Annotated in this window: 7 protein-coding genes; 2 read left to right on the top strand and 5 right to left on the bottom strand. The window is 68.0% G+C overall.

All coding sequences use genetic code 11. From position 1 onward, the window contains the following. Positions 1 to 136 precede the first annotated feature (136 nt). On the top strand, positions 137 to 1,102 hold the full coding sequence (locus tag E4J16_RS11890; protein WP_240038136.1) for a sugar-binding transcriptional regulator: 966 nt from the start codon (positions 137 to 139) through the stop codon (positions 1,100 to 1,102). On the opposite strand, the gene E4J16_RS11885 is transcribed toward E4J16_RS11890, so the two are convergent. From E4J16_RS11885 to E4J16_RS11875, 3 genes are all read right to left on the bottom strand, one after another. Continuing rightward, positions 1,084 to 2,100 carry a nucleoside hydrolase gene (locus tag E4J16_RS11885; protein ID WP_168708090.1) on the bottom strand — a complete coding sequence of 339 codons (1,017 nt, stop codon included), beginning with the start codon at positions 2,098 to 2,100 and terminating at the stop codon, positions 1,084 to 1,086. The two genes, E4J16_RS11890 and E4J16_RS11885, sit on opposite strands and share 19 nt — an antisense overlap. A 123-nt stretch (positions 2,101 to 2,223) precedes the next feature. Continuing rightward, entirely contained in the window at positions 2,224 to 3,648 is a 1,425-nt protein-coding gene (locus E4J16_RS11880; protein WP_168709501.1) for an MFS transporter, read from the bottom strand. Positions 3,649 to 3,747: 99 nt separating this feature from the next. Further along, a complete protein-coding gene (locus E4J16_RS11875) occupies positions 3,748 to 4,479 on the bottom strand; it encodes a TetR/AcrR family transcriptional regulator (RefSeq protein ID WP_136314094.1) in 732 nt (243 codons plus the stop codon). Positions 4,480 to 5,555: 1,076 nt separating this feature from the next. On the opposite strand from E4J16_RS11875, the gene E4J16_RS11870 reads away from it, so the two are divergent. Continuing rightward, positions 5,556 to 8,084 (top strand): HNH endonuclease signature motif containing protein, encoded by a 2,529-nt coding sequence (locus E4J16_RS11870; RefSeq protein ID WP_240038135.1) that lies wholly within the window; start codon positions 5,556 to 5,558, stop codon positions 8,082 to 8,084. 750 nt (positions 8,085 to 8,834) lie between these two features. Here E4J16_RS11870 and E4J16_RS11865 read toward each other — a convergent pair. Further along, on the bottom strand, positions 8,835 to 10,385 hold the full coding sequence (locus tag E4J16_RS11865; protein WP_240038134.1) for an alpha-N-arabinofuranosidase: 1,551 nt from the start codon (positions 10,383 to 10,385) through the stop codon (positions 8,835 to 8,837). 123 nt (positions 10,386 to 10,508) lie between these two features. Next, positions 10,509 to 11,516 (bottom strand): LacI family DNA-binding transcriptional regulator, encoded by a 1,008-nt coding sequence (locus E4J16_RS11860; protein WP_108966081.1) that lies wholly within the window; start codon positions 11,514 to 11,516, stop codon positions 10,509 to 10,511. Between the last annotated feature and the right edge of the window lie 101 nt (positions 11,517 to 11,617).

Below are 11,617 nucleotides of genomic sequence, written 5' to 3'. Positions count from 1 at the left end.
CGGATACCCGCCGTGACCTGAACGCGGCCGGGACCAGGCGAGAAACCTGGTCCCGGCCGCAACCCTTTCCCCGAAATGCTCCCGATCGCGATAGGTTAAGGCTCTAAGCCCTGCTGCGGGGAAAGGAACCACTCCGGTGAACGATGATGCCCAACTGCGGCTGATGGCCCGCATAGCACGCATGTATCACGAGCGCGGCATCAAGCAATCAGAAATCGCGGCCGAGCTGCACGTCTCCCAACCGCGCGTCTCCCGGCTGCTGAAACGCGCCGCCGACGAGGGCATTGTGCGCACCGTTGTCACTTTGCCCGCCGGCACCTTCACCAACTTGGAGGAGGAGATCGAGGCCCGCTACGGGATGGACGAGTGCGTGGTGGTGGACGCCGGCGAGGACGAGACCACGGTCGAGAACGCGCTCGCGGCGGCCGCAGCCACCTACCTGGAGACCACGCTCACCGGCGGCGATGTCATCGGATTGTCGTCCTGGAGCGCCACCTGGCTGGCGGCGATAGAGAGGCTGCAGCCCTTCCGAACCCAGGTTGCCTCAGCCGTCGTACAGCTATTCGGCGGAATCGGTAACCCGACCGTGCAGGTAAAGGCCACCCGCATGATCGACATGCTCGCCCGGGCCACCGGTGCCGCGCCCGAGTTCTTCCCCTCGCCGGCCGTGCTGGGTACGCCGGCCGCGGCCGCCGAGCTGCGCAACGACCCCTCCGTCATTCACATTCTCGAACTACTGCCGCAGGTCACCATTGCGCTGGTGGGCATCGGTAGCCTCGAGCCCTCCGCGCTGCTGCGCCAGTCCGGCAACATCTTCTCCGACGCCGGCCATGAGGAACTGCGCGCGGCAGGCGCCGTTGGAGACGTGTGTCTGCGCTACTTCGACGCCGACGGCGCCCACGTGGACTCCGCCTTTGACCGCCGCCTAGTGGGAGCCGACGCCGATCAGCTACGCGCTATCCCGCGCAGGGTGGCGGCGGCCGGCGGGAAGCGCAAACACTCCGCCATCCACGCCGCCCTACGCGGCGGCTGGGTGAACGTGCTTATCACCGACGCCGCAACGGCACGCGCACTGCTGGACGATCAGTCATCAGCCGCCTGAACCGCCTGCCACTCGGCCAGGACGGCCAGGGAGTCGAACATGTCGTCGAAAAGGAGTCGGTTGTCGATGCGCTGGTAGCGGCGCATCGGCCGGACGTCTTGCGGGTAGCGGTAGGTGCCGTCCTGCGCAATGCGGGGCGTGGGGATGACGTCGTAGTAGGAGGAGGCGGCGTCGGGCTCGAAGGTGGTCTGCAGCGAGGACAGCAGCACCAGCGGCTGGTCTCCGAGCACGTAGGTGGCGCCGGGGTGCGTCATGCCCGAAACCATCTCGCGCACCTGGTTCAACTCACCGAGCAGGTAGGCGCCAACCGTTCCCGCGCGAGCGCAGCCGCGGCGGATGGTCGGCATGGAGACGGTGGCGGAGCGGTAGACGTCGCGCGGAATCTGCCAGATGCGCGCCTCGGTCTCATTGAAGACGTAGCGGGCGCTCGCGGGATCGAGTGCCAGGTTGTATTCCATGTCCGTGCCGCCCTCGGGCACGTACGCCAGTCCGGCGTGTTCCCCGCCGCCGATCCAGACGAGCGTCAGGCGCTCGGCAATGGCCGGCTCCGCCTTGAAGGCCCGGGCGACGTCGCCCAGCGAGCCGCCGGCCACGAGGAACAGCGGGCGGTCGTCGTCGCGCAGCGCCTCATCAATGATGAAGCGGGAGGCAGCGGTCTGGTCGGCGTAGGCGTCGAAGCCACGGTCGTCGCCGTCGTACAGGTCGACGCCGGTCACCCCCATGGTCGCCAGCAGCGTCTCGACGCGCTCGTGGCCCGCGCGCACGGAGGAGTCGGTGCGATTCCACGGGTCATCCTCGCGCAGCCGGGAGACGACGACGCCGCGTACCTCGGTGCCCTCGACCAGCAGGTGGTGGGCCAGCGCGAAGAGGTCGTCGGGATCGCCGGCGAAGTCGTTATCGATGATGACGCGGGTGCGGGCAGCCGCGCCGGTGAGCCGGTCGGCGTCGGGCAGCCAGGGCAGTGAGCCGTAGGCCCAGGTCTTGGGGGTGGTGTTCATGTCTTGCTCCTTTGCAAGCGGCTGTGTGCGAGGGGCTGGTTCGGCGAGTTGAGCGGTGGGGGAGCGCAGCGGCAGCATCGGACCGGTAGGTGCCGATACCGCCGCCGCTGTGCCTGGCGGGCGCTACTTGACCTTGCGTACCGGGATGATGGCCGCGGCGGAAATGGCGACGGCGATTACAGCGGTGATGAAGATGCTGGAGTAGCCTCCGGTGCGGGCTACCAGCTGGCCGGCTGCGAAGGGCGCCAGCATCTGGCCGATGTTGGATGCCACATTGGCGACTCCCAGGTCGCGTCCGGCGGCGTCGGGGTCGGGTAGGACGTCAATGAACAGGGCGACGTCGACCGCCATGTACATGCCGTAGGCGGCTGCCAGGAGGATGTAGAAGAAGTAGTACATCGGCAGTGTCGGAACCAGTAGCGGAACCAGCATGTCCAGGGCGATCACCACGGAGGCGCCGATGACGAAGGGCTTGCGCCGCTTGACCTTGTCGGAGAGTTTGCCGGCGAAGGCCAGCATGAGTAGCTGCACCGGCAGAGCCGAGGCGGACAGGGTGGCGACGATCGTGTTCGCCTCGGCCGCGGTGTGGGCGGGGCGCAGGTGGGACTGAATGATGTACAGGTTGTAGTTGGTGACGGCGGTGTAGCCGAAGAACATCATGAAGCGGGCGATCCAGACCCAGCGGAAGTCGTGGTCGAACAGCGGGACGAAGAAGCCCTTGAAGAAGGCGATCCAGTCGAAGTGGCTCAGTTCCAGGTCCTTGGATGAGCGGTCCTTGGCGAAGGTCACGAAGATGAGGGCCCCGACCACCACGGCGACGGCGAATACGAAGTATGCGTCCAGGCCCATGGAGTTCATGAGGATGCCCGCCACCACGGAGCCACCGGTGAAGCCTGCCATCATGCCGATGCCGGACAGGCCGGAAACCGTACCGGTCTTCTCGGCGGGAACCCGGTCCGCCACCGTCGTCGACAGCGGCCCCTGCATGAAGTTCAGCGACACCTGCGCCGTAGTCCAGAAGACGGTGAGCATGAGCACCGTGGTGGAGTAGCGCAGGCCGATCATGAAGGCGGCCCCGGCGACGGCGCCGGCCACGATCCAGAAGGCGCGCCGGCCCCAGCGCGAGCGCCAACGGTCAGAGATGACGCCGACGATGGGCTGGGCGAACAGCGTGAAGAACGAGCCCACGATCATCATGTTGGAGATCGAGGATGCCCGTGCCGCCTCGTACTGCTTAAGCAGGTCCAGCAGGTGCTGCTGCTCGGGTGTCGCGGTCGCCGTGCCGGCGCTGACGTCGTTGGCCAGGTTGGTCAGCTCGGTGAGCTGGTCCAGGCTGGTGACGGTGGTGCCGGAGAAGTAGTGCTGGAACTCGATGGTCTGCACGGTGTTGGGCAGCAGGATCGCTGCCAGCGCCGAGTAGCAGGCGTACAGGAAGACGCCGGCTATGACGAAGGAGATCAAGTACTGGTAATAGGGGCGCCCGCCCAGGTACTTGGCCGAGGTGCCTGGGCGTGTGGGCTCCCCGATGCGCGGATCGGTGGTGGACATACGGCTCCTTTGCGTAGATGTCCGGACGTTCGTCGCGCGGTTGGCGTACGACGAGGTTCTGACCGGTTGGTTCATTTAACATTGAATGGATTCACCGCGTCAAGGCAGCTCGTCGATGATGTACTGGCGCGGGTCCTGTCGGGCGGCGTTCTCGCGGATCCGTTGCAATCTGCGCATGCGCGCCGCACGCCCACCAGTCCGGCGGCCCCCGCCCCGGGTCCCCAGGGACTCGATCTCAGGGCTGAGGCAGCTGACGTACTCGGCCGCCATGTCCTCCGGGGACTGCTGGTAGCCGCAGCGGATCCAGCTGTCGATGAGGCCGAAGAGTCCATAGGCCTTGAAGCGGCGCACGTTCTGCGCGTGGGTGTCGGTGATGGGGTCAGCCGCGGTTTCGTGGGCGTCGGTGGTGGAGTCGGCCGTGGTCTTGTGAGCGTCGCCGTTCCCGGGAGGGGTCTGCTGCTTCTGCTGCCCGGCGTCGAGCGCTTCCAGCACAGTGTCGAGCAGGATGCTGCTTCGTCCTGCGGCGAAGACGACGTCGTTGATGTCCCGCACCTGGCGGCAGAAGCGGAACATCGCTATCGCGTTCGCGCGGTCATCGGACTCGTCGTACCAGTGGCGTGCGGAGAAGTCCATCCAGGCGGTTCGGTACTTGTATGCCAGTACCTCCTCCTTGGAGGAGAAGTGGCGGAAGTAGGTAACTCTCCCCAGGCCGGCTCGCGAGGCGATCTCTCCGGCGCTGATCTTCTTAAGTGGTTTTTCCTGCATGAGCTCGAGCAGGGCATTGCCCATGGCGTCCTTCAGAGGCGCCGTGGAGTCCTCGAGTCGTGCCATGTTTGACCTCCAGGGACTGGTCGAATCGGCAACGTGTGGGGTCCGGCCTTGGAAGGCGCGATCGCAGGCCGGGCGGTCCCCATTTCGCAATATAGCGATTCTACCGGGTCAGACACGCCAGCGCGCGGCGAGTTGGACGGGTTGATGTGCTCACCCGGCCCGCCGCCATGGCGTGGGGACGGTGTCGGTGCGATGGGAGCGCGGCTCGTCGTGGGTGGTGCCACGGCTCAAGTCCTGTGCAGTCGGGGCCTGTGCCGCCGGGCGGGCTGCCTGCGCCAGGGGCCTGCGCCGCCGGGGCCTGCGCTGCCGGGGCTTGCGTTGCCGGTCTGCTTTCACCAGGGCCTGCGCTGCCGGGGCCCGCGCCGCCGGTCTGCCTTCACCAGGGTTCCGACGCACCCTCAATTCGGCGGAGCCGGTTAAGGGGCTCTTCCGGTTTGGGGGCGGGGGTGTGGTTGTCTGGGGCGGCGGCAGGAGTGCTGCCGATGTCCTGGGACTTGGCATGGCATGGGGTGGGGTGGGGCGTCTGGTGCGCCGGCTGGGCGTTAACAACGCTACTTAACGTTCTGCTGTATACCTCTGGGGCCTTCAGCAGACGGTTAACTGGCGTTGTTAACGCCGAAGTGGCGTTACAGACGGCGAAGTGGCGTTACAGATGAACCCGCTTCCGGGCGCCGGAGCTGTCGGCAGCCAGGTGCAGCCAGGCCTGGCGTTCTGGCGTGGCGAGCCGGCCCAGCTCACCACGCCCGGCTCATCGCGTCCCTCACCCCGCAAGACGCCGACCACCACACCCACCAGCACCAAGAGCCAACCCGGAGATCGCCTGGCGGGGGACTGTCCGAGGACGACGGCTAGCCACCGCCAACGCGCCCCTGCCCGTCGGACAACGCCGACGACGTCCTCGGCCGCCCCGAGAACGTCCCCGCCGGCCCGACACCGACCTCACCACCCCAACCACGACCACCGCGAACACCCCAACCCGGACCGAAGCCACCACGCCGGAGGCACCACACCCTCAAACCGGAAGAGCCGGTTAAGGGGGCGGAATTCATGTCGGTGCCCCGAGATACCGTGGATCCATGCTTGAAGGCAGCCGTGTCGAATGCCCGCCCGCCCAGCATGCTGGGCCGGGCACGGCAGTGCTGCCTGTTTGCTTCCAGGAGACGCCGTCGTCGGCAGTCCAGTCGTTGATGCCCGGGTCCGGTTCGGATCCGGAGGCCTTCGGCGAGTACCTGGCGGGGATTCCGGCTGGGGCGGGGCTGGCCGGCGTCGTCGAGGGCCTGTTGGCCGGTGTACTGGTGCCTGACCGCTCCAGCGGTGAGCTCGGCCGCCCCGGTCGGGACGACGGCGTGGGCGGCCGTGGCGGCGTTCCGGGCGGCGCCTGCGCGGAGGGCACTGGTACTAGTGGTGCGGTCGCCGCAGTAGCGGCGGAAGATGATGCCGATGACGGTCTCGTGGATGCGGCAGAAGTGCTAGGCATCCCGGACATGGACGCCCTGTTCGCAGCGATTCCCAGCCCGGTCGATCACGCTCTGGCCGGTGTGTCCCGCCGGGTGGGACCTGACTGGGGTGAAGGGACCGGCGTCGACCGCCTGGCTGCGCTGGGCGGGCAGGTCTTAAGCGAGCTGGTGGCGGCCTGCCATCGGCTGGGCGCATGGGCGTCCTGGGCTGAGGGCGTTGCTGCGGCCTGCTTGGCGAGAACCGCGGACATGAACCGCGGCGTCGCTCCATGGGGGCCAAAGGGCCAACCCGAGCAGGTGATCACCGATGAAGAACAGAGGTTCACCACATGCGGGGAGATCGCCTGTCGCTTGGGCGTCACCCGCAGCAGCGCGGGCAGGATCCTGGATCGGGGGCAGGCGTTGCTGCTGCCGGAGCTCGCGCCCACCGAGGTGCTGCACCGGGCGGGCCTGCTGGATCAGTCCAAGACGGCGCTGATAGTGGGGCGTCTGGAGGGAGTCTGCGCTGAAGTCTCGGCTGCGGTGCAGGAACGCGTCCTCGCGCGTGCTCCGCGTAGAACGGCCTCGCAGCTGGGCCGGGACATCGACCGTGCCCTTGCTGCCCTGGATCCTGAGGGGATTGGGGGCCGTCGCAGGCGGGATGTGGCGCATCGGCACGTGGGCCGTCCTCGTCAGGCCGGTGAGGGCACCCATGAGATGCGGCTGCTGCTTCCCAGCATGGACGCCTTCCTTCTGGACGCAACCCTGGACGCCATCGCCGCCAGTGCCCGCGCCGCCGGCGATGGGCGCAGCCTGGGCCAGCTGCGGGCCGACGCTCTCACCGGTATGGCCCTGCGCACCCTTCAAGGCAGCCAACACGTTGCCTGCCGAAGCACGCGCACGAGCGATGCGTCGGATTTTGTCGACGCCGGTTGCCGTTCCGGCGGTCCAGTCGGAGAGGCCGCCGCCGAGATACCCGTCGCCGTGATCCCCACAGCGGAGAACTCCAGCGCCGGCGACGCGACCGGCGTAGCACATGGCACCTTCGGAGCCGGCCGCGGTGGCTGCTTGTTGCCGGATGGGGTTCCGCTGGAGGGGCTGCTCGGCGCTCTAAGCGGTTTGGTGGAGCCCTCTCGTCCCTGGTGGACGCCGTCCGGTATCGACCCGGTCTTCCCGCCACCCGGAATTGGAATCAATGTTGATGTCACGGTCCCGCTGACCCTGCTGGTACCCGATGACGACCACACCGGCGGCGCGCCGCCGGGTGGCGAAGACGGCTCACGCGGCGCGAGTGGGATGAGTCTGCCCACCGGCAGTGGGGGAAGTGCGCCCGCTGCCGTCGATGGGATCGAGACGCCCGTAGTTGTCGACGGGAGCAGTGCGCCTGCAGCCCATGGGAGGAGTCAGAGCACCACCAACGGCGCAGGTCTGTACGCGGGCGGTGGGGATGCGCTGCCGCTGGGGACGGCACCGACGGCCGAGGTCGTAATCGGCCGCAATCGGGCGCCCATCCCCGCCGCCACTGCGCGTGCCCTCGCTCTGGGCGGTGTCTGGCGTCGGCTGGTCACCGATCCCCTTTCAGGCGCCGTAGTGGACGTGGGGCGGTCGCACTACCGGCCTCCGGCCGCCTTGCGTGACCTGGTGCAGGCCCGTGATCAGGCGTGCACCTTCCCCGGGTGCACGGTGCCGGCCGCGCGTTGCGACATCGACCATGTCATTTCCTGGGCGGAGGGCGGGACCACCAGCCTGAACAACCTCACCTGCCTGTGTCAGGCCCACCATCGCCTCAAGCACACTCCCGGATGGACCCTCACCCGGCAGGATGATGACGCCCTCCTGTGGACTACGCCCTCCGGGGCCCGCTACCGCCGAGCCCCGGAGGGGACCGTAACCCTCCTGCCGCGTCGCGTGGGCCCCCGCCAACTCCAGGTTTCTGCTCGAATCATCCCCGAGCGAGAGGCGCGGGCCGTCGACGGCGCGGTCGTGGAGCGGCTTCGCCGCGGTTTGGAGATGGCATCCCGCCGGGGCGGGCCCGGTCATCCGCCGCAGGTAACCAGTCGAGGACCCCGTCCCGGCCAGCCCGTCGGCGCCTTTGAAGCCCACCCCTACCCGGCGGCTCTGCATGACCTGGGTCTGGCCCCTTTGCTCGACAAGATCCCGCCCTTCTAGGGCGGGTCCTAGAGGCGGGGCTCAGAGGCGGGCTCTAGGTCGTGTTGTGTGAGTCGTTTGTGCTGGTGGGTCGGTGCTGGCGATGTGGGTGGTGGTCTGGTAGCGGATGGCGAGTTCGTCGTGTCTGCTGGCTACGGGGCCCCAGCTTGAGTGGGCTGTGTGCGCCCGTCGAGGGGGCGAGTGGGTCTTGCGCCGCCCCGGTTGGACCGCCCACGCCCCGGTTGGACCGCCCACGCCCCGGTTGGACCGCCCACGCCCCGGTTGGACCGCCCACGCCCCGTTGGACCGCTGTAACCGGCGGCTACGGCGGTCCAACGGGGGAACAGGGGTCCAACGGGAGGACAGGGGTCCAACAGACAGGCTCAAAAACCACACACCGCCACCCAACCGCGCACCGCCACCCAAGCACTTACACAACCGGACCTAGATGCGGGCACGGAGCGGGCCGGCGACCGAGTCTCGTGCACAGACCGCGTGCGGCGGCGCGTTCCATGAGTGGTCGCAGCAGCCGAGTGGTGGCGGGAGCCGAGTGGTCGCGGGAGCCGAGTGGTCGCGGGAGCCGAGTGGTCGCAGCAGGCGAGTGGTGGCGGGAGCCGAGTGGTCGCAGCAGGCGAGTGGTGGCGGGAGCCGAGTGGTCGCAGCAGCCGAGTGGTGGCGGGAGCCGAGTCGTCGCAGCAGGCGAGTGGCCGCGGGAGCCGAGTCGCCGCAGCCGAGCGGTGGCGGGAGTCTTGCGCCGTCGCGGCTCCGCACTCAGTTCGTCGTCGGCTCTAGTCCCAAGGACACCGTCACGTAGGCGGCACGTGGGATGACCAGTTCCAGCACGCCGTCCGCCAGCGACCAGTCCGAGAACGCAGCCGCTGATACGGCGTCGGGGGCCTCTGGCGTGTTGCAGGCGTCGAGCGCGGCCGCGGTCAGCACGCGCGCACCGTCCACCGCCGCCGCGGCACCGCGCAAGTCCAGACGGATCGTGTGGGGCGCCGCGGGGTCGAGGTTGGTTGTGGAGATGAGCGCCGTGTCGCCCTTACGGGAGGCGGAGACGGAGACCAGCGGGAAGGGACGTGCGCCGTCGTCGGCATGGGCGGGAAGATCATCCACCCAACGCACGTCGAGCCGAGTGGCATCGTGGTGGCCCAGGTTCATCGCCAGCACGTGGTAGGTGGGAGTGAGCACCATGGCGCCGCTGGTCGGGTCGGTGAGGATCGGGGCCTGGAGCACGTTGACCGTCTGGGCCAGGTTGGCCATGATGACGCGCTCGGCGTGGCGGTGGAAGATGTCGAAGTGCAGCGAGGCGATGAGCGCGTCCCGCAGGGTGTTGTCCTGCTGCAGGAAGTGGGGGTTGGTGCCCGGCTTTGCATCCCACCAGGCGCCCCACTCGTCGACGACGAGCCCCACCTTGCGGTGGGGGTCGTAGCGGTCCATCACCGTGGAGTGCCGGGTGATCAGTTCCTCCATCCACCAGGCGTTGGCGAAGGTGGCGTACCAGTCCTCGGTGCTGAAACCGCGGGCCTGACCCTTGGCCTCGAAGGAGTCGCGGAAGGTGTAGGAGTGCAGGCTGATTGCCTGGTAGGGGCCGGGCTCGGAGCGCGGGCAGGTGTCGCAGACGAGGTCGCGCATCAGTGCGTCGGTCCACGCGTAGTCGTCGACGTTCGCCCCGCCGGCGATGCGCACCATCTCGTTCTCGCCGTGGCTGCGCACGAAGGTGGCATAGCGGCGGGCCTGGGCGGCGTAGACCGGCGCGCTCATGTTCCCGCCGCAGCCCCAGGGCTCGTTGCCGATGCCGAAGAACGGCACCCGCCACGGCTTCTCCCGGCCATTGGCCCGGCGTAGGCGCGCCATGGGGGAGTCCCCCTCGCGGGTCAGGTAGTCGACCCATTCGCTCATCTCCTGCACCGTGCCCGAGCCGACGTTGCCCGTGATGTAGGCGTCGGCCCCAAGCAACTCGCACAGTTCCATGAACTCGTGCGTGCCGAAGGAGTTGTCCTCCACAACGTCACCCCAGTTGGTGTTGACCATGGTGGGGCGTTGATCCTTGGGGCCGATCCCGTCGCGCCAGTGGTACTCGTCGGCGAAGCAGCCGCCGGGCCAGCGCAGGTTGGGGATGGCGATCGTCCTCAGCGCTTCAATGACGTCGGTGCGCAGACCGTGGACGTTGGGGATGGGGGAGTCCTCGCCCACGTAAAAGCCGCCGTAGATGCAGCGGCCCAGGTGCTCCGCGAAGTGCCCATAGATGTGACGGGAGATGGTGGGGCCGGGTACATCGAGGTCGACGACGGCGCGGGGGACAGGAGAGCTGGACATCATGGAACTTCCTTGGTCTGTGTGTCTGAGCATGCGGGAGTAAGGAGTGACGGGGCGGGTAAACCGGTCCCATGGATGTAACGTTACATGTCAGGGTGTGGTCGTTCAACCGCGGCTTGGATGGGCTCAGCGCGAGGATTCCCTCTCGATGAGCGTGTAGGCGGGGGTGAACCGGCGTCCGGGCAGTTCCGACGCGGGTGCCTCAATGCGCGTCAGGAGCATGTCGACCGCTGTGCGTGCCAGCTGGGTTATCCCAATGTCCACGGTTGACAGTGAGGGAACGGATATGGCTCCCTCGCGGATGCCGTCGAAGCCGATGATGCGCACATCCTCGGGGCAGCGAAGGTCTCGGTCGGACAGAGCGCGTATGGCTCCCAGTGCGACGGAGTCCGTCATGGCGAAGATGCCGTCGACGGGTGTGCCCACGGCCAAGGCAGAAAGCATAGCGGCGTACGCGGGCTCGCAGTCCCATGCGCAGGGGATGGGGGTCAGATCGACCTGTGGGTTGTCCTCGGCTGCACTCAAGGCGCCGGCCCAGCGCAGGTCCTGGCCATCGGCGCCGGCGCGGCCATGAGGGGCGCTGTGTGTGCCCAAGACGGCGATGCGGCGGCAGCCCTTGGTGATCAGGTGCTCGACCGCGGCCCTCCCGCCCGCCTGATTGGGGCTGGAAATAAGGTCCAGTTGAGTGTTCTGGATGCGCTCGTCGTACAGGACGACGGCGTGGCTGCTCGCGGCGTCCTCGATTTCGCGGGCGCTTGCGCCGACCGCGGAGACGATTGTGCCGTCTACCAGGGAGGCTGTAGCTCCGCGCAGGATCTCGAGCTCCCGCTCGGGGTCGGAAAGCGTCTGCTGGACCATCACCCTGACGCCGTGTTCCTCCGCCGCTGACGTGGCGGCCGCGGCAAAGGCGGCGTTGAAGGGCATGTCGAGGCGGGGAACGCAGAGGGCGATGATGCCGCTGCGACCGGACCGCAGGCTCTTGGCGGCCATGTTGGCCCGGTAGTCGAGCTTGGTCGCGGCGGCGAGCACACGCTCGCGGATTGATGCGGAGACGTTGGGCTTACCACGCAGCACGTTGGAGGCGCTCATAACCGACACGCCTGCCTCCTTGGCGACGTCCGCCAGAGTTGTCATTGGCTCCTCCTCGCTATGTGCCGCAGCCTACCGGGTTGCGGCGGTCGCTCTGTTGACAACTGCGGAAACTGCGCTATGGTACCGATGTAACGTTAAATCGA

The sequence above is a fragment of the Actinomyces procaprae genome, assembly GCF_004798665.1.
In the GTDB taxonomy this organism is placed as follows: Bacteria; Actinomycetota; Actinomycetes; order Actinomycetales; family Actinomycetaceae; genus Actinomyces; species Actinomyces procaprae.
The sequence above is the reverse complement of the archived record's forward strand: the minus strand, read 5'-3'. Positions and strand labels throughout refer to the sequence as shown.

Coding starts and splice junctions, on each gene's coding strand:
- E4J16_RS11885 (WP_168708090.1), bottom strand. CDS start 2,100: ATGAACACCACCCCCAAGACCTGGGCCTACGGCTCACTGCCCTGGCTG.
- E4J16_RS11880 (WP_168709501.1), bottom strand. CDS start 3,648: ATGTCCACCACCGATCCGCGCATCGGGGAGCCCACACGCCCAGGCACC.
- E4J16_RS11875 (WP_136314094.1), bottom strand. CDS start 4,479: ATGGCACGACTCGAGGACTCCACGGCGCCTCTGAAGGACGCCATGGGC.
- E4J16_RS11870 (WP_240038135.1), top strand. CDS start 5,556: ATGCTTGAAGGCAGCCGTGTCGAATGCCCGCCCGCCCAGCATGCTGGG.
- E4J16_RS11865 (WP_240038134.1), bottom strand. CDS start 10,385: ATGATGTCCAGCTCTCCTGTCCCCCGCGCCGTCGTCGACCTCGATGTA.
- E4J16_RS11860 (WP_108966081.1), bottom strand. CDS start 11,516: ATGACAACTCTGGCGGACGTCGCCAAGGAGGCAGGCGTGTCGGTTATG.